The sequence below is a fragment of the Actinokineospora cianjurensis genome (assembly GCF_003663795.1).
Taxonomy (GTDB): Bacteria; Actinomycetota; Actinomycetes; order Mycobacteriales; family Pseudonocardiaceae; genus Actinokineospora; species Actinokineospora terrae.
Genome location: NZ_RCDD01000002.1, coordinates 1,031,813 through 1,049,844, shown reverse-complemented (window position 1 = coordinate 1,049,844; position 18,032 = coordinate 1,031,813). Strand labels below are relative to the sequence as shown.

The window sequence follows — 18,032 nt, the reverse complement described above, 5'->3', positions numbered from 1 at the left end:
TGGAGCCACTCCACGTCGACCTCGTGGCGGAACCTGCGTAGCGTCGAAGCGTGACAGTCGTGAACACGCCGGTACCCACACCCCCGCCGCACCTGCCCCGCACGGTGGGCGCCCTGCGCGCGGCGGGCCACACCCCCAGGGGAGTCAAGGACGAGGTCCGCGCCAACCTGCTCGACGCGCTGCGCGCCGGGCGGGACCCGTGGCCGGGGATCGTCGGGTTCGGCCAGACGGTGCTGCCGCAGCTGGAGCGCGCCCTGCTCGCCGGGCACGACGTGGTGCTGCTGGGCGAACGCGGCCAGGGCAAGACCAGGCTGGCCCGCACGATCACCGGCCTGCTCGACGAGTGGACGCCGGTCATCGAGGGCTCCGAGCTCGGTGAGCACCCGCTGGCGCCGATCACGCCGCGCTCGCTGCGGCTGGCCGCGGAACTCGGCGACGACCTGCCGGTCGCCTGGCGGCACCGCAGTGCGCGCTACACCGAGAAGCTGGCCACGCCGGACACCGCCGTCGGCGACCTCATCGGCGACGTCGACCCGGTCAAGGTCGCGCAGGGCCGCGCGCTCGGCGACCCCGAGACCATCCACTTCGGACTCGTGCCGCGCGCCCACCGCGGCGTGATCACCATCAACGAGCTGCCCGACCTCGCCGAGCGGATCCAGGTGGCGCTGCTCAACGTGATGGAGGAGCGCGACATCCAGGTCCGCGGCTACACGCTGCGGCTGCCGCTGGACGTGCTGCTGATCGCGACCGCGAACCCGGAGGACTACACCAACCGCGGCCGCATCATCACCCCGCTCAAGGACCGCTTCGGCGCCGAGGTGCGCACCCACTACCCGCGCGGCGTCCAGGCCGAGGTCGACGTGGTGCGCCAGGAGGCGGAGCTGGTCGCCGAGGTGGGCGACCCGCTGCTGGAGGTGCTGGCCCGGTTCGTGCGCAACCTGCGCGAGTCCAGCGCCATCGACCAGCGCTCCGGGGTGTCCGCCCGGTTCGCCGTCGCCGCCGCCGAGACCGCGGCCGCCGCCGCGCTGCGCCGCTCCGCGCTGATCGGCGAGGAGCCCGCGGTGGCCCGCCCGATCGACCTGGAGGCGGTGCCCGCGGTGCTGCGCGGCAAGCTGGAGTTCGAGTCCGGCGAGGAGGGCCGCGAGGTCGAGCACCTCGAGCACCTGCTGCGGCGCGCCGTCGCCGAGACCGCCCGCGACCGCTTCGCCGGTCTGGACCTGGGGCCGCTGGTCGACGCCGTCGTCGACGGGCACCTGGTCGCCACCGGTGAGCGCGTGCCCGGCTCCGAGGTGCTGGCCGCGCTGCCGGAGCTGCCGCTGCTGCACGAGGTCGCCGCCCGGCTCGACGTGCGCGCCGGTGATCCACCCGGTCGGATCGCCGCCGCGGTCGAGCTGGCGCTGGAGTACCTGTACCTGACCAGGAAGCTGGCCAAGGACTCGGCCGACGGGGAGGCGGTGTACGGACCGTGAGCTACCGCTACGGACCCTGGCACGACGGTCCGGACCCCCTGGCACCCCCGGTCGACCTGCGGGCAGCCCTGGAGGCCCTCGGCCGCGACGTCATGGAGGGCGCCTCCCCGCGCGCGGCGCTGCAAGAGCTGCTGCGCCGCGGCGTCGGGGACGCGGCCGGCCTCGACGACCTCACCCGCAGGCTGTGGGAGCGGCGCTCGCGCATCCAGCGCCGCCACCGCCTCGACGGCACGCTCACCGAGGTCAGGCAGCTGCTGGAGCAGGCGCTGGCGGCGGAGCGGGCCGAGTTGTTCCCCGACCCGGCCGACGACGCCCGCTTCCGCGAGGCCCAGCTCGACGCGCTCCCGTCCGGCACCGCGGCGGCCGTGCGCGAACTGGCCGATTACGACTGGCGCTCGCCGAAGGCCCGCGAGGCGTTCGAGCAGATCCGCGACAAGCTCGGCCGGGAACTGGTCGAGTCCCGCTTCCAGGGCATGAAGCAGGCGCTGCGCGAGATGCGGCCGCAGGACACCGAGCACATCCGCGCGATGATGGCCGACCTCAACGCGCTGCTGCTCGCCCACCTGCGCGGCGACGACACCGACGAGCGGTTCGACCGGTTCATGCGCGAGCACGGCGAGTTCTTCCCGGAGAACCCGCGCACCGTCGACGAGCTGGTCGACGCGCTCGCCGCCCGCGCCGCCGCCGCGCAGCGGATGATGAACTCGATGAGCGCCCAGCAGCGCCAGGAGCTGGGCGAGCTGATGGCGGGCGCGTTCGGCGACCCGCGCTTCGCCGACCAGGTCGCCACCCTCGACGCGAACCTGCGCGCCCTGCGCCCCGGTGAGGACTGGACCTCCTCGGCCCGCTTCCGCGGCCAGGACCCGCTCGGCCTCGGCGAGGGCGCGCAGGCCATGACCGACCTCGCCGAGCTGGACGCCCTCGCCGAGCAACTCGGCCAGTCCTACCCGGGCGCCCGGCTGGAGGACATCGACCTGGAAGCGCTCGGCCGCCAACTCGGCGACGAGGCGGGTGTCGACGCGCGCAGACTGTCCGAACTGGAGCGTGAGCTGCGCAGGCAGGGCTTGGTCGACCGCGCGCCGGACGGCTCACTCACCTTGTCCCCCAAGGCGATGCGCCGCCTCGGCGAGACCGCCCTTGCCGAGGTCGTCGGCCTCTCCCGAGCCAAGCGCGGCGAGCGCGACACCGCCACCGCGGGCGCGGCGGGCGAGCTCACCGGCGCCACCCGCGCCTGGACCTTCGGCGCCACCGAACCCTGGGACGTCTCCCGCACCGTCCGTAACGCCGTCCTCCGCACCCTCACCGCGGGCGACGCCCAGGTCCACCTGGACGTCACCGACGTCGAGGTCTCCGAAACCGAACAACGAGCCAGAGCCGCCGTCGCCCTGTGCGTCGACACCTCGTGGTCCATGGTCCAAGACGGCCGCTGGGTCCCCATGAAGCGCACCGCCCTCGCCCTGCACCACCTGGTATCAACCCGCTTCCGCACCGACGACCTCCAACTCATCACCTTCGGCCGCCACGCGACCACAGTGGACATAGCCGAACTGACCGCCCTCGAAGGAACCTGGGAACAGGGCACCAACCTGCACCACGCCCTGCTACTCGCAGGCCGCCACCTACGCCGCAACCCGGACGCCCACCCCGTGGTCCTCATCGTGACCGACGGGGAGCCGACAGCGCACCTGGAGCCGGACGGGGAGGCGGTGTTCCACTATCCGACCACACAGGACACACTGCGGAAAACACTGGCCGAGGTGGACTCCCTGGCGAAGCTGGGAGCCTCGGTGACGGTGTTCATGCTGGGGGAGGACCCGAGCCTGGCGGCCTTTGTGGACCTGGTGGCCCGACGAGGTGGGGGGCGAGTGGTGGCACCGGATCTCGACGGCCTCGGCAGCGCCGTGGTGAGCGACTACCTGCGGAACCGGCGGAGGTGACCTCGCAGGCATCGGCCCCCACGCGCCCCTAAACACCGTCGGCACCAACGTGTCCCTCTCAGGCAGTGGTCCTCAACGTGCCCGTCCCAGGCGTTGATCCGCAGGTGCCCTCCCAGGCGTTGGCCCCAACGTGCCCCTCTACAACGTTGGCCCTAGCCCGGCCCTCACAGGCGTTGGCCCCCACGCGCCCCTCTCAGGCGTTGGTCCCTACACGCCCCTCTGAGGCGTTGGCCGAACCGCGCTCCTCGGATTCGCTGGTGCCAGGCCGGCTCGATGGGGTGGACTTGTTTTGTGTGGGGTGGCGGCGTCCGTAAGCTCGCTGCGCGGGGGAGGGCCGTCTCTTCAGGCCCCGCCTTTGTGCTCTTCCCAGGAGGGTGCAGGGGCCCCGCGCAAAACAAGTTCGCCCCATCGAGCTTGGCTCGTAACTCGCGTGCTGGCCAATGCCGTAGGCGAGGCGGTTTCGTCGACGCCGCAGGCGAGAACGGGAGCAGTTGGGGGAGGGCGGCTCTCTTGCTCGGCTGCGCCATCGACGGTCAACGGCTCGCCTTCGGCATTGCGTGGGGGCGCGAGAAAGCGAAGAGCTCGATGGGGCGAACTTGTTTTGCGCGGGGCCCCTACAACAACCGTGGCAGAACCGCAAAGCAGGGGCCGAAAAGCAGGCCCTGCCGCGTGAACGACGCTACGGCTGCTGTCCCCCCACACAAAACAAGTCCACCCCATCGAGCCGGCCTGGCACCAGCGCCTCCGAGGAGCGGCTGTCGGCCAACGCCTGTGAGGGGCGCGTGGTTGGCCAACGCCTGTGAGGGCTGGGTTAGGGCCAACGCCTGATAGGGGCGTGTTGGGACCAACGATCGTGAGGGCCGGGCTGGGGCCAACGTCTGTGAGGGCAGGGTGGGACCACTGCCCGAGAGGGCGCGTGAGGGCCTACGTCTGGGGGGCGCCGAGGGTTAGGTGAGGGCGGCGGCCAGTGGGCCTAGTTCTTCCAGGACGTTCATCTCCCGGACTGTGGCGCTCAGTCGAGCACGGTCGGCGTCAGGCAGCGCCCGGACCGCGTCGGCGAGGCGGGTCAGGCTGGGGGTGTCGAGGTGGAGGAGTACCGGGATCAGGTCCTCCGCGAACTCCCCACTGGCAGTGGCGATGATGGTGGCGATCCCGGGTAGGCGGCTGTCCGGGATGAGCGCGAACAGGGCCGGTAGGCGGTCGGTGCTGTCGGTGTAGATGGCGGTGTGCAGGAGGGAGTGGTCGTCGAGGGTGGTGACCATGGCTTGGAGGGCGGGTTCTGGCAGGTCGCCGACGAAGCGGCCGGTGGTGATGTGGTCGGATCGGCGGATGAGTTCGCGGCCTACCTCGACGACCTTGGTGATGGGGAGCAGGCCGAGGACGGGGGCGATGCGGCGCGGGTCCAGTTCGGCGGCGACGTCGGCGAGGAAGGGGACCGGGAGTCGGGTGGCGAGGTCGACGGCGCGGTCGGGTTCCAGGGCGCCCGCGACCCTGGCGCTGAGCAGGGGGCCGAACGAGCGTTGCGCGATGCCGGCGGTCAGCGCGGCGGGCACCAGCTTGCTGGCTGACCCGATCCGCTCGAACAGGGCCTGGTTCGCTCCGAAGAGGACCTCCGCCGCCTGGTCCCGCACGGCGCGGACGTCCTCGGGCGAGAGCGCCGCCAGGTAGTCGAACCGGGCCGCCTGCTCGCCGAGCAGCCGGGCGAGTTTGGCGATCTCGGCGCGGGTGCCGCTCACAGGCCGATCGCCCGGCGGACCAGCGGGCGCAGCAGCCGGGGGAGTTGGCGCAGTGAGTCCTCTGTGGCGTCGGTCAGGTGCTTGGCCTGGCGCCTGCGGGCCGCGTGCATCGCGTCGGCGAGGTCGAGCGCGTCGGCGGCGGGCAGCGCGGTCACCGAGGGCGGCAGCGGGCCGCGGAACTGGGCGCGCAACGCCGCGGCGGGGTCTTCTCCAGGCACGCGGCCCAGCCTGCCCGCACCGTCTCGATCAGCCAACTCGAACACGCTCGGTCACCGGTGGCCATCACATCGCAGTGAGCTCCCCGGTCATTCCCGGACCGTCTGCAAGATCATCGGGTGACTCCCCGACGAAACGCCCGCAACGCCTCCGGCCTGCGATCTTGTGGCCACGCTTGGCGACCGGGAGGGGCGCGCCAGGGCCATTGGTCCCTGTCATTACCTCGAACTCCCACATAACGTGCGTGCACCCCTGAACTACTCCCTGTGAACGTGAGAAGTGAGGATGCACGTATTCATCAGCTATGCCCGCCGGGACCAGGCGCCGATCGCCGCGCTGCGCGCCGACTTCGAGCGGTTCGGCAACCGCGTGTGGTACGACCGCGAGAGCCACGGCGGCCCGGACTGGTGGGACGACGTGCTCGGCCACGTGCGCGGCTGCGTGGTCTTCGCCTTCGCGCTCTCGCCCGACTCGCTGCGCTCCAAGGCGTGCCTCGCCGAGTTGGACTACGCCAAGGACCTGCGCAGGCCCATCCTGCCGGTGCTGGTCCGACCCGTCGACCGCGGGGACATCCCCGACGGCCTGCAGGTGCCGGTCGACTACGTCAACCGCACCGAGGAGAGCGTGATCCGGCTGCGCAAGGCGCTCAGCGCCCTGCCTGCCGCCCGCGCGCTCCCGGCCAGACTGCCCCAGGAGCCCGAGATCCCCACCTCCTACCTCAACGCCTACCTCGCGCGCATCGACGCGCCGAAGCTCGACGACCGCGAGCAGATCGAGCTGCTCGGCCAGTTGCGCGAGCGGATGGTGCTGGCCGACGAGCGCGCCGACGTGTGGGACCTGCTGGTGCGGCTGCGCGACCGGCCCGAGCTCAACCGCGGCGTCGCCGACACCGTCGAGGAGATCCTCGCCCCCGGCTGGCAGCCCGACCCCAGGGAGAACTTCGAGGCCAGGTACTGGGACGGGCAGAGCTGGACCACGCTGGTCTGGCAGAACGGCAAGGAGTTCAACGACCGCAACACCCCGCCCCGGCTGCACCAGCACCTGCCCTCGAGCACCGGGCCGGTGCCGGTGGTCGAGCCGGAGCCCGAGCCGTCGCGGCGCCAACCCCAGCGGATCAAGCACAAGCTGCGCCGTCCGCGCGGGACCCGGCAGAAGCTCATCGCGCTCGGCGTCGGCACCGCCGTGCTGGTCGCCGGGGGCGTCACGGCGGGGGTCGTGCTGCTCGGTGGCGGGCCGGACGAGGTGTCCGCGACCCGGATGGCGCGCAACTTCGTCGACGCCGTCAACACCCGGGACAAGAACGCGATGGAGCAGTACGTCTGCGACTCGGATCGCGAGAAGAACGCCCATCTCTACACCGCGTTCCTTGACGCGGCTAACGTTACCCTCGAAAGTGTCGACGTAAGCGGGTCCGACCCCCGTTTCACCGTCCTCGCGACACGCACCGTAGGCGCAACCTCGGTGCGGTTGCGGATTCCACTCGTCGACGAGAACGGCGCGTGGAAGGTGTGCGACATCAGCCGGGCGCTGTCGGGTCGCTGACCGCGGAGTGAGTCATGCAGGTGTTCGTCAGCCACGCGCCGTCCGATCGTGACGTCGCAGCGGGCCTGCGCGCCGACCTGGCCCAGCTGGGCCGCCAGGTCTCCCTCGACCGGGGTGAGCCGACCGGTCCGCGCTGGTGGGAGGGCGTGCTGCAGCGGGTCCAGCGCTGCGACGTGTTCGTCCTGGTCGCCTCCCCGGCGGCCGTGCGCTCGCCGGGGTGCCTCGCCGCGCTCCGCTACGCCCGCGCGCTGCGCCGACCGGTCCTGGTGGTGACCGCGGTGGCCACCGCGCTGCCCGCCGACGCCGAGACCGCGCCCGTGTTCACCCCGGCGGGCATGGAGATCAGCGAGCGGGTGCCCAAGCTGCGCGGCGTCCTGCTGGCGCTGCCCGCCGCGCCGCCGCTGCCCGACCCGCTGCCCGCGGACCCGGCCGTGCCCTACCTCGACCCGATCCGGCAACGGCTCGACGAGCCGAGCCTGGAACCGGCCGAGCTGCGCGAGCTGCTGCGCCAACTCCGATTACGGCTGCGCGACGAGCACGAGCGCGCCGCGGTGTGGGGGCTGCTGGTGCGGATGCGCGCCCGCACCGACCTGCCCGCGCCGCTGGCCGCCGAGGTGGAGAAGGTCCTCGCCCCCGGCTGGCAGCCGGACCCGGAGCGCAGGGTGGAGAAGCGCTACTGGGACGGACAGGCGTGGACCACCCTGGTGCGGCACGAGAACCGCGAGTTCAACGAGCGCCGCGTCCCGCCACCGGAGGCCACGTGGTCCGGTGATCCCACCCCCACCCGGCCCCGACCCGCCACCGCGGCCCGCCCGGCGCCCAAGTCCAAGGCCGTCGTGCGCACCCAGGACCGCACCCGGCTGTTCGTCATCGGCGGCGGGGTCGTCGTCATCGCCGCCGCGGTCATCGCGGGTGTGCTGCTGTTCGACCCGAGTTCGTCCGACCCCACCGCGGCCGCGCGGGAGTTCGTCGACGCGGTGAACATCGCCGACACGACGGTCCTGGCCCAGTTGACGTGCGAACAGGACAGGCCCAGGGCCGCCGACATCTTCCTGCGCCCCGGCACCCGGTTCACCCTGGAGTCGGTGGACGCCGACGCCGACCCGCCCAGCTTCACCATCCTCGCCACCGACGCGGCGACCACGGCCACCGACCGGCGCACCTACCCGATGGTCGAGGAGTCGGGGGAGTGGCTGGTGTGCCAGTCATCCCGCTAGTCGGGGAGTCACCAGCCGGGTGTCCAGTGCGGTGAGGTGGTCGCGGCCGTAGCGGCCGTTCTCCAGGTCGTCCACAAGGGACGCGGGGAGATCGCTGGGCACGGCCAGGGAAGCGGCACCCAGGGCGACCGTGGCGACGGTGTCGACATCGCCGGTGAACGCGACGCACGCGCCGAGGATGTCGGTGAGGCCGCCCGCGCCCATCGCGGTCAACGCGGCGCGGACGCTCATCGACCCCTTCGAGCCGACCGGGCCCTCCCACGGGGTCGCCCAGTCGTCGTCGAGGACGGAGCTGACCCAGGCGCCGACACCGGTGAGCGGGCCGAGGTCGTGGCGGCAGTAGTACGCGGCCAGCGCGGCCGCCTGGGCGGAGGCGACGCCCGCCGGGGTGTCGTGGGTGACGCGTGCCTGGACCGCGGCGTGGTGGAGGACGTCGCCGACGGTGGGGAGCAGGCCGATCGGGGTCGCGCGCATCGCGGCACCGCTCTTGTCGCTCTCCGGGCGGAGACGGTCCAGCAGTTCGGCGCCGGTGTGCACTTCGGACAGCAGGGCGTGGAACCGGGACGCGTACCCGGCCCGGGGGTCGCGGTGGAAGACCTCGACGAACTTGTCGGCGAGCACCTCCGGCGTCCACAGCGCGCCGTCGACCAGCAACTCGGCGACGGCCAGGGTCATCTGGGTGTCGTCGGTGTACTGGCCGGGCGCGAGGTCGGTGTGCCCGGGGTGCTGCCGGTACCCGGCGACGTCGTTGTGCGCGGCGACGAACCCCGGCTCGGCGTACTCGAACCCGGCCCCGTACGCGTCGCCGACCGCCAACTCGACCAACATCGACCCTCCCAGGTCCGAGCGGATAGTGTCGAGCCCATGCCCGCCATCGAGGTTCCCGGTGCCACTGTGCACTACCAGGTCGCGGGCACGGGCCCGACCCTGCTGCTGATCCCGGGCGGCGGTGGCGACGCCGACACCGTGTCCGGCCTCGCGGCGCGGCTGGCCGACCGCTTCGCCGTGATCTCCCACGACCGCAGGGGACTCTCCCGCAGCACGCTGGCCGACCCGGGCGAACACCCCTCGATCGCGACCCACGCGGACGACGCCGCCCGGGTGATCGCCGCGGTCGGCGCCCCCGCGGCGGTGTTCGGCAGCAGCCTCGGCGCGATCATCGCGTTGGACCTGCTGGCCAGGCACCCGGACTCGGTGCGGTTCCTAGTCGCGCACGAGCCGCCGCTGCCGCAGGTGTTGACGGTGGAAGGGCGGCGGCAGGCGCGGGCCGTTCAGGAGCTTCTGGAGCAGCCAGGTCCACAGTGGAGGGACGTCGCGCTCGCGCTGGCCATCGACCACTCCGACACCGAGCCGGGCGTGGAGATCCCCCGACCGACCGAGCGCGAGTTCGCCAACCAGCGCTTCTTCCAGACCCGCGACGCCCCCACGGCCCACCGATACCACCTGGACCTGGACGCCCTACGCCCCAATACTTCCCGCCTGGTCCTGGCGGGCGGCACCAAGTCCGCCCACGCCTTCCCGCACCACTGCGCCCTCGCGCTCGCCGAGGCATTGTCGGTGCCCTTCGAGGAGTTCCCCGGCGACCACGTCGGCCTCGTCACCCAACCCACGACATTCGCCACCCGACTCGCGGAACTGCTGCCCTGAGCCACTCCCTTGCGCCTGCGAGTTGTCCCCGTGGATCGGGGGCGCGGTGGGGCTTTCGCGGGTGTCAGGCGGCGGGTTCGCGGACCACCTGGGCTCGGACGGCGCGCAGGACGTGGTGGTCGACGGTGGCGCAGTCGGCGGCGAGCCAGGTGCCGATGTCGTCGACGAAGCTGGAGGGGGTCATGGCGGAGACGCCGTTGCCGGGGGTCTCGTCGGTGGTCACCTCGCCGGAGCGGCTGGGGTAGACCAGGACCACGCCGCGGACCTCGACGCCGGGGAGGTGCTCGGCGAACGCGGCGACGGCCTCGAACAGGTGCGTCGAGCCGCCGCGGAACGGGTGGCCGTTGCGCCACAGGGAGCCGTCGTCGTCGATCTCGTAGTGCCCCGGCAGCCACAGCTTCGACTCGACCAGCACCAACCGGTGCCCGCACAGCACGGCGTGCTCCACGTCGGCGAACACCGAACCCGGGCGCGACAACCCGTGGAACACCCGTGCCCCCGGCAGCCGCGCCAGGTAGTTGACCAGCAGGTCCGAGGTCAACCGCTCACCGACCGGCTCGTCGTCGGCGACCCCGAACACGGTGCGCTCACCGAACTCCGCCTGCGCCGCCCGCTGCGCCCGCGCCGCCGCCAGGTACAACCGCGCCAACCGCACCGCGACGGCGATCGCCGCGGCCACGAACGCCAGCCAACACACCAGCAGGAACGGCGGCAACCACTCCGGTAGCACCAACGGGACCGCTAGAACCACCGCCGCCAGTCCCATTCCGATCGCGGGCGCGTGCCCGGGCGTCCGGACGTACCCGATGCGCGGCTGGTGCTTCGTCAGGTGCCACCACGGCAACGACGACGGCGGCACGTCACACCCAGCGGGCACGAACGCGGGCTCGTCCCGGTACATCCGCCGCCGAGCCCGCGGCGCCGGTGCCGCCGCGGGAACAGGCGCCGCCGTGACCCCACGGTCGTACTCCGCCCGACTCCGCGCATCCGCCAACGTCTCGTACGCCGACTTCAACAGCCGAAACGTCCCCGCCGTCCCACCCGCGTCCGGGTGCATGACCTTCGCCAACGCCCGGAACGCGGACTTGATCTCCCCAGCCGACGCGTCCCTCCGGACCCCGAGCAGCTCGTAGTAGTCGACGTCGTCCAGCGCACACCCCTCCTCGGTCGGCCGACCAACGGTATCGAACCCCAATGATCAACTTCGGAGGAGCACCGCCCCCGGCCGCCGCCACACCAGCCGCCCGGCACCGGCACCCTCCCGGCACCCCGGCACCCTCCGCCCGGCACCCCGGCGGACGGCAGACCCCCACCCACCCGGGGGCCACCCGCATCCAGCGTATCGCTTCGCGGGATTTGTCAAGAGGGTGAACCGAGTGGCTGTGGATAGGTCGGACCCATGTGGACAACCGCGGCGGGCGCGGGCCGCTCAAGTCGCCGAGTTGTGCGGTTGTGGTCCTGGGTGGGGGCGCCGATTGCCGGGCAGTACTTCGGAACTGCCCGGCGACACCGCGTGGCGACCCACCGCGCGGTACTCGCCCGCGCAGCGGCCCCGGCCCCGAGCGGCTTCCCGGTGCCCGAACAGCAACGGCACACCCCAGCGGATCCCCAGTGGCCCTGGAGAGCCTCCGCCGCCCACTAGCGCCTTGCCCGCTCAGCGGCTCCTCATTCGGTCCCCAGGTGCCCCTCGCTGACGGCCCGCCCAACAGCGGCCACGCCGCCCAGCGCGTCACCCGCCCAGCAGTACCTCCGCCACCGCCCCCAGCGTCGTCCAGTCCGCGTGGCCGTCCGCGAATAGGTCGCCCACCCGCCACACCACCGGGTACGTCACCTCGGTCCCGTCCACAACCGGAGCGGCCCCCCGCAGCTCCGCCATCTCCGCCTCCGTCAAGCGGACCGAGAACACCGCCTGCCGGTGTGTGCTCATGGTCCCCGCCAGTTGCCGGGACGTGTGCGCCACCAGCCGGTCGGCTGCCACGGTCAGCCCTGTCTCCTCGCCGAACTCCAGGGCCGCCAGGGTCACCGGCTCGATCACCGCCTGGTGCGATCCGCCCGGCAACTCCAGCACGAACCCGTCCGAGGTCCGCGCGGCGGGTCGGAACTCCCGCACCAGCACCACCTCTGTGTCCTGCGCTGTGGCCCCCGGCAGGTACGCCACGACCGATGCCAGGTCCGGGCGGGACAAGATGACCTCGCCGGACTTCAGCCGGTTCTCCAGGGCTACCCACATCGACACCCGCAGCGCCCAGAACACCACTGGCCCGGTGATCGGGAACACCCACATCTGCGTCGCGTCGACCACCTGGTTGCCGGATCGCTCGACCGTGGTGATCCACCGGCGGAAGGCGTCGGTTCGCCAAATGCGCAGCGGTACGAACCTCTTACCGCCCTCACGCTCGACACCTCCCGCGAGCTCAGTCAGCGCAAGATCGATGGTGTCGGTCAAGGTGTCCGCTAGAGGAATCCCGTTGTCCGTGGCGTAAGAGCGCTGGTACCGCACACTCTCCGCGCCGGGCGGTGTGCCCAGCACCGCGCGCCCGCTGTCCTTCCAACGGCCGAACTCGTCGTTGGTGGTCAGCGCGGGCATGCCGGGGCTGCGGGGGATCCAGAACAGGACCACGTCGCAGCGGTCGCCCCACTGGAGTTCCCAGGTGCGCTGGTGGGTGTAGTCCGGCCACAGCCCGTCCGCCGGTTCCGGCACGAACACCACGAGCGTGCCGGGGCCGGTCCACCGCGCCTCGATCTCCGCGACCGCCGCCGGGCGCCAGGACGCCACGTCCGGTGAGCGCGGGGTCGGGCCCGCGAGGAAGACGCTCGCCGACCACGTCGCGGGGGGTTCCTCGCCCGCGCGCACCACCACAACCCGTTCCGCCATACCCCTGCTCACGTCCCCCACCGGCCGCGCGTTCAGCTCGTGATGTCCTTCGTCCGGAACCTGCGCGCCGCCAGCAGCCCGAACACCGCCGCGAAGGTGACCGCCGAGAACGCGCCCTTGGTCATGTTCGACCAGTCGATGTCGGTGGAGATCAGGTCCGACCAGGCGAACGCGAAGTGCGTCGGCAGGTAGTCGCGGATGCCCTCCAGCGCGGTGATCTGGTCCAGGATCTGCGACAGGATCGACACCAGCACCGCGCCGCCCACCGCGCCGAGCGGGGCGTCGGTCGCCACCGACAGCAGCAGCGCCAACGCGGCCACCCACAGCAGGTTCACCGCGATGTAGGCCACCGCGAACACCATCGCCAGCAGCGAGTCGGAGAACGCGATCGCGTCGCCGGTGGGGCTCACCGCCTCGCCTGCGCCGTAGAAGATCACCCCGACCAGCAGGGCGACCGCGGGCAGCAGCACCAGTGCCAGCAGCGAGAGCAGACCCGAGGTGACCGCCTTCTGCCGCAGCAGCCGACCGCGCGGGATCGGCATCGCCAGCAGGTACTTCAGGCTCGACCACGACGCCTCCGAGGCGATCGTGTCGCCGAAGAACAGCGCCACGATCATCGGCAGCAGGAAGCTCCCGGCCGCGAACAGCACGAACACCACGAAGTTCGGCGCGCTCGCGGTGGCCAGGTCGACGAACCCGCCGGAGCGGCGCGCGTTGCCGCTGGTGCCGAACTCGAACGCCGCCCACAGGATGAACGGCAGCAGCACCAGGAACCCCAGCAGCAGCTGCGTCCTGCGCCGCCGCAACTGCCTGGCCAACTCCACGCGCAGAGGCAACGTCCGACCCTGCCGGAAGCCGTCGACCGCGCCGTCCGACCCGGAGCCCACGTGTTCGTGCGAGGCGGCGCTGACCATCTCGTCGATCGCGGCCGGGTCGGTGTGCACGGTGCTCACGTTCTCGGCCACCGCCGATCCAGCTGCCTTAACGCCGCTCGACCTCACGCTCGGTGCCTGGTTCCCGTTGTCGCTCACGCGGACGACTCCTCTCCGACCAACTGCAGGAACGCGTCCTCCAGGCGGCGCCGCGGCCCCGCCTGCTCCACCGCGACACCCGCGGTCACCAGTGCCGCCAACGCCGTCGACCTCGGCAGCCCGTCGAGGTCCGCGTGCACCAGCGGGCCCTCGACCACCACGTCCCGCACGCCGTCGACCGCGCGCAGCGCCGCCTCGGCCGCCGCCGGGTCGTCCACCCGGAACGTCGCCTCGCCGCCGCCCGCCACGATGTCGTCCACCGCGCCCGAGGCGACCAGCCTGCCCTTGTGCATCACGACCACGTGGTCGCACGCCTGCTCGACCTCGGCGAGCAGGTGGCTCGACACCACCACGGTGCGCCCGGTCGCGGCGTAGCGGCGCAGCACCTCGCGCATCTGGTGGATCTGCGGCGGGTCGAGCCCGTTGGTCGGCTCGTCGAGCACCATCAGGTCCGGGAAGCCGAGCATCGCCTGCGCGATCGCCAGCCGCTGCCGCATGCCCTGGCTGTAGGTGCGGACCTTGCGCTCCACCGCGGTGCCGAGCCCGGCGATCTCCAACGCCTCGGCGAAGTGCGCGTGCTCCTGGGGCCGCCCGGTCGCGGCCCAGTACAGCTCCAGGTTCGCCCGCCCGGACAGGTGCGGCAGGAACCCCGCGCCCTCCACGAACGACCCGATCCGCGACAGCACCGGCGCGCCCGGGTGGATCTTGTGCCCGAACACCCTGATCGACCCCTCGGTCGGCTGGATCAGGCCCATCAGCATCCGCAGCGTGGTCGTCTTGCCCGCGCCGTTGGGGCCGAGCAGACCCAGCACCTGCCCGCTCTCCACCCGGAACGACAGCGTGTTCACCGCCTTGAGCCCACCGGGGTAGGACTTCGACAGCCCGTCGATCACCAGCGGCACGTCGGCGAGTGAGGCGTCCACGTCATCCTCGCGCCTGCGCCGCAGCAGACCCCACACCACGGCCAGCAGGACCACGCCCAACACGATGCCGATCCCGATCAGCGGACCCGCGGGCGGCGCGGAACTCGACCGCGACCCGGTCACCACCGGTACCGCCAACTCCGCGCCTGGCGCCAACGCGATCCGGTACGCGGCCGCCTCGACCGGCGTGGCGTATGCCTGGTCAGTGGTAGAGACAACGAGTTCCACGCGGTGGTCCGCCTCGACCGGTCGCACGATCGCAGGTAGCGACACCGAGAACTCCACCGCGGAGCCGTCCGCGGGAAGCGGGGGAGTGCGTAGTGCCGAGATCGCCGACCCCGGCAGCGTCCGCACCCCGTCCGGTCCGACGTCGTAGAGCTTCGCGAACAACACCGCGCCATCCGGGGCGCCACCGGTCGCGCTGGCAACCCGCAGACCGACGGTGCTCGCCCCCGCGATCAGCAACTGGCCCGTCATCGGCTCACTGCGGAACCGCGCCGCCTGACCCGGTAGGTCGATCGCGATCCGACCCGCCAGCCGCGACGAACTGCCCAGCACCGAACCCAACCCGGGCATGCTGCTGATCGACGCCGGGTTCCCACCCGGCGGGTTCACCACCGTCTGCTCCTGACCGGACAGCGCCAACTCGCGCCGTTCCGCCACCGCCGAGTCGCCAAGGCCGGGGTAAGAGCCGGTGCTGACAGTGCGCACAGACGGCGCTCCCTGTGCGCGCAACGCACCCTGCACCGCGTACTCGAAGCCGGTCCCGGGGTTCGTTCCCCGGCCGCGCAGGTGGAAGTCGAACCAGTCCGCGATCTCCCCGCGCAGCTCCGGGCCTGGCTTCCCGCCGTCGTGGCCACCGGTGTACCAGACGACCTTGACCGGGGCGCCCGCCGCGCTGACCTGGCGCGCCGTGGCGTCGGCCTGGTCGAGCCCGAACAGCGTGTCCTGCTCGCCCTGCACGATCATCGTCGGCTGGGTGACCTTCCCGGTCACCGACACCGGCGACACCCGGCGCAGCAGGTCCACCGTCGCCTGGTCGGCCCGCCCGGTCGTGGCCACCTGCGCATACGCCTCGCACACCTCGGCGGTGAACCGGCCGCACGGGTCGGCCGACCCGGACTGCGGCTGCCGCCCGCCCGACCCGCCGGACGGCTCCGGCACGGCCACGCCCGCGGTCGCCGAGTTCGACGCGTCGTCCTCGGTCCCCGGCTCCGACGCGTCACCGGTCGGGTCCGCCAACCCGGCCGCCCCCATGCCCGCGGCGAAGAAGATCCCCGCCCAGGACCGCTTGAACACCCCGTCCGCGCCGTACGGGTTCGCGGCCGCGGTCCGCGCCACCTGGCCGGTACCCGCCGAGTTCGGCAGCAGCGCCTGACCGAGGTCGTTGTAGGTGATGACCGGCGCGAGCGCGTCGACCCGCTTGTCCGACCCGGCGAGCAGCAACGACAGGGCGCCGCCGTAGGACCCGCCGGTCACCCCCACCTTCGGGTCGTCAGGACCGTCCTTGGTCACCTCTGGCAGCGTCGCCAGCCAGTCGACCAGCGCCCGCGCGTCGTTGACCTCGTAGTCCGGGTCGTTGAGCGCGATCTGACCCTCGCTGCGGCCGAACCCGCGCGCCGACCAGGCCAGCGCCACGAACCCGCGCTGGGCGAGTTCCCTGGCGTCGGAGTCGACGCTCTCCTTGCTGCCCCCGAAGCCGTGGGCGACGAGGACGGCGGGCGCGGGCGTGGTCTCCGGCAGGTACAGGGTCGTGTCGACCCGGACCGGCTCGGTCCGGTCGGGACCGCTCTGCAGCGTCAGGAAGGCGTCACGCGCGGTGACGTGCGGCGGCTCGTCCCCGGTGTTCAGCCAGACCAGGCCCCCGGCCGCCACGGCGACGACGACGAGGGCGGTGGCGATCTGGCGGGGCCGGGGCCGCGGGATGGAGGGCACGGACCGAACTTATTGGACTCTTCCTGAGAGTGCTCCCAGGGCGCCCCGGCGATCACCACCGGGTGACAGGGCCGCCGTGGGGTATCGCGTTCGGCCAGGTCAGGGCAGGCTGCCCCGGGGCGTCGGCGCCGAGGTCGGGGTGGTTGTGACCAATCCGACCTGGCCGGGGGCGTACCCCGACTGGTGCGCCGCGCCCGGACAGGGAAGAATCGGACACCGAATGTGTCGGAGGGGAGTATTCCTTCGCACCGGTGTCGTCAGCACGGACCCCAGCGTCCCGGGACCGGTGGCCGGACCATTTTCCGGCGGAAGAGACCTCCGGTTGTCGGCGCGCGCCCGTACACCGGAGGTTTGTTTACATGGTCGTCCCCACCTGGGCCTGGTTCGCCACGATCGGCGGGCTGCTCGTGCTGCTCGCGATCGACCTGTTCATCGTCGACCGCAAGCCGCACGAGGTCACCGTCGGCGAGGCCGGGCGGTGGGTCGCCTTCTACATCGGCTGCGCGATCGCCTTCGGCGGCGGGATCTGGGCGTTCTCCGGCGGCACCTACGCCGGTGAGTTCTTCGCCGGGTACATCACCGAGTACTCGCTGTCGGTGGACAACCTGTTCATCTTCCTGATCATCATGTCCGCGTTCTCGGTGCCCAGGATCCACCAGCACAAGGTGCTGCTGATCGGCATCGTGCTGGCGCTGGTCATGCGCGGGGCGTTCATCGCCGTCGGCGCGGTCGCGATCGCGAAGTTCAGCTGGGTGTTCTACCTGTTCGGCGCGTTCCTCATCTACACCGCGTGGAACCTCTCGCGCCAGGGCCTCGGCGAGGACGAGGAATACGAGGAGAACGCCCTCACCAAGGTCGCCCGCAAGATCTTCCCGGTGACCGACACCTACCACGGCGCGAACTCGTTCGTGCGCATCGACGGCAAGCGCTTCGTCACCCCGATGTTCATCGTGATGATCGCCATCGGCACCGCCGACCTGCTGTTCGCAGTGGACTCCATCCCGGCCATCTTCGGCCTGACCAAGGAACCATTCCTGGTCTTCACCGCCAACGCCTTCGCGCTCATGGGCCTGCGCCAGCTCTACTTCCTGCTCGGCGGGCTGCTCAAGAAGCTGGTCTACCTGTCCATCGGCCTCGCGGTGATCCTGGCCTTCATCGGCGTGAAGCTGGTGCTCGAGGCGCTGCACACCAACTCGCTGCCCTTCCTCAACGGCGGTGAGCCGCTGCCGGTGCCGGTGCCCAACATCGTGGTGTCGCTCGCGGTCATCGTCGGCGTACTGGCCATCACCACCATCGCCAGCCTGCTCAAGTCCAAGCGGGACGAAGCGCGGGTGATCGCCGGTGCCGCCGCCGATTCCCCGGTCGGGGAATCCCCCACCGGGGAATCCACCACCGAAACGGGTGAACCGGTCGACCACCGGCGCTGAACCAATCCCGGGCGGGCGCGCCGGGGCGAAGGGCGAAAAGCGGGCGTGCGAACCATGCACGTCCGCTTTTCTGTGGA

The 18,032-nt window shown here is 72.0% G+C and carries 13 protein-coding genes; 6 read left to right on the top strand and 7 right to left on the bottom strand.

Annotation, left to right across the window (positions count from 1 at the left end):
- The first annotated feature begins 50 nt into the window (after window positions 1–50).
- Window positions 51–1,469, top strand: coding sequence for an ATP-binding protein (locus CLV68_RS19155; RefSeq protein ID WP_211346635.1), 1,419 nt, complete (start codon window positions 51–53; stop codon window positions 1,467–1,469).
- The gene (locus CLV68_RS19150) at window positions 1,466–3,406 is read left to right on the top strand and encodes a vWA domain-containing protein (RefSeq protein WP_121392168.1); all 1,941 of its coding nucleotides are present in this window, start codon (window positions 1,466–1,468) and stop codon (window positions 3,404–3,406) included. The genes CLV68_RS19155 and CLV68_RS19150 overlap by 4 nt, the downstream gene beginning before the upstream one ends.
- Window positions 3,407–4,353: 947 nt before the next feature.
- Here the strand turns inward: CLV68_RS19150 and CLV68_RS19145 are convergent.
- Window positions 4,354–5,142 carry a hypothetical protein gene (locus CLV68_RS19145; RefSeq protein WP_121392167.1) on the bottom strand — a complete coding sequence of 263 codons (789 nt, stop codon included), beginning with the start codon at window positions 5,140–5,142 and terminating at the stop codon, window positions 4,354–4,356.
- Entirely contained in the window at window positions 5,139–5,360 is a 222-nt protein-coding gene (locus CLV68_RS19140; RefSeq protein WP_147460065.1) for a hypothetical protein, read from the bottom strand. The genes CLV68_RS19145 and CLV68_RS19140 overlap by 4 nt, the downstream gene beginning before the upstream one ends.
- 283 nt (window positions 5,361–5,643) lie before the next feature.
- On the opposite strand from CLV68_RS19140, the gene CLV68_RS19135 reads away from it, so the two are divergent.
- Together CLV68_RS19135 and CLV68_RS19130 are read left to right on the top strand one after the other, a co-directional pair.
- A complete protein-coding gene (locus CLV68_RS19135; protein ID WP_121392165.1) occupies window positions 5,644–6,900 on the top strand; it encodes an Rv0361 family membrane protein in 1,257 nt (418 codons plus the stop codon).
- Window positions 6,901–6,914: 14 nt separating this feature from the next.
- A complete protein-coding gene (locus tag CLV68_RS19130) occupies window positions 6,915–8,117 on the top strand; it encodes a TIR domain-containing protein (RefSeq protein WP_121392164.1) in 1,203 nt (400 codons plus the stop codon).
- Here CLV68_RS19130 and CLV68_RS19125 read toward each other — a convergent pair.
- On the bottom strand, window positions 8,106–8,945 hold the full coding sequence (locus CLV68_RS19125; protein WP_121392163.1) for an ADP-ribosylglycohydrolase family protein: 840 nt from the start codon (window positions 8,943–8,945) through the stop codon (window positions 8,106–8,108). The two genes, CLV68_RS19130 and CLV68_RS19125, sit on opposite strands and share 12 nt — an antisense overlap.
- A gap of 36 nt (window positions 8,946–8,981) precedes the next feature.
- Between CLV68_RS19125 and CLV68_RS19120 the strand changes: the two genes are divergently transcribed.
- Window positions 8,982–9,764: an alpha/beta fold hydrolase gene (locus CLV68_RS19120; RefSeq protein ID WP_121392162.1), complete on the top strand. Its 783-nt coding sequence runs from the start codon at window positions 8,982–8,984 to the stop codon at window positions 9,762–9,764.
- Between the two features lie 64 nt (window positions 9,765–9,828).
- Here CLV68_RS19120 and CLV68_RS19115 read toward each other — a convergent pair whose 3' ends face one another.
- The 4 genes from CLV68_RS19115 to CLV68_RS19100 all read right to left on the bottom strand — a co-directional run bounded on the left by CLV68_RS19115 (window position 9,829) and on the right by CLV68_RS19100 (window position 16,528).
- On the bottom strand, window positions 9,829–10,959 hold the full coding sequence (locus CLV68_RS19115; protein WP_246009972.1) for a J domain-containing protein: 1,131 nt from the start codon (window positions 10,957–10,959) through the stop codon (window positions 9,829–9,831).
- Between the two features lie 534 nt (window positions 10,960–11,493).
- Window positions 11,494–12,639 (bottom strand): nucleoside 2-deoxyribosyltransferase domain-containing protein, encoded by a 1,146-nt coding sequence (locus CLV68_RS19110; protein ID WP_121392161.1) that lies wholly within the window; start codon window positions 12,637–12,639, stop codon window positions 11,494–11,496.
- Window positions 12,640–12,671: 32 nt separating this feature from the next.
- A complete protein-coding gene (locus CLV68_RS19105) occupies window positions 12,672–13,553 on the bottom strand; it encodes an ABC transporter permease (RefSeq protein WP_121392412.1) in 882 nt (293 codons plus the stop codon).
- Window positions 13,554–13,666: 113 nt separating this feature from the next.
- Window positions 13,667–16,528, bottom strand: a complete 2,862-nt coding sequence (locus CLV68_RS19100) for an alpha/beta fold hydrolase (protein WP_170224443.1) — start codon at window positions 16,526–16,528, stop codon at window positions 13,667–13,669.
- A 359-nt stretch (window positions 16,529–16,887) separates the two neighbouring features.
- On the opposite strand from CLV68_RS19100, the gene CLV68_RS19095 reads away from it, so the two are divergent.
- On the top strand, window positions 16,888–17,955 hold the full coding sequence (locus CLV68_RS19095) for a TerC family protein (RefSeq protein WP_092780545.1): 1,068 nt from the start codon (window positions 16,888–16,890) through the stop codon (window positions 17,953–17,955).
- Window positions 17,956–18,032: the final 77 nt, after the last annotated feature.

Bases quoted from the DNA above. Each gene is read 5' to 3' on its own strand.
- CLV68_RS19120 (WP_121392162.1), top strand. From the start codon at position 8,982: ATGCCCGCCATCGAGGTTCCCGGTGCCACTGTGCACTACCAGGTCGCG.
- CLV68_RS19110 (WP_121392161.1), bottom strand. From the start codon at position 12,639: ATGGCGGAACGGGTTGTGGTGGTGCGCGCGGGCGAGGAACCCCCCGCG.
- CLV68_RS19135 (WP_121392165.1), top strand. From the start codon at position 5,644: ATGCACGTATTCATCAGCTATGCCCGCCGGGACCAGGCGCCGATCGCC.
- CLV68_RS19130 (WP_121392164.1), top strand. From the start codon at position 6,915: ATGCAGGTGTTCGTCAGCCACGCGCCGTCCGATCGTGACGTCGCAGCG.
- CLV68_RS19125 (WP_121392163.1), bottom strand. From the start codon at position 8,945: ATGTTGGTCGAGTTGGCGGTCGGCGACGCGTACGGGGCCGGGTTCGAG.
- CLV68_RS19095 (WP_092780545.1), top strand. From the start codon at position 16,888: ATGGTCGTCCCCACCTGGGCCTGGTTCGCCACGATCGGCGGGCTGCTC.
- CLV68_RS19105 (WP_121392412.1), bottom strand. From the start codon at position 13,553: ATGGTCAGCGCCGCCTCGCACGAACACGTGGGCTCCGGGTCGGACGGC.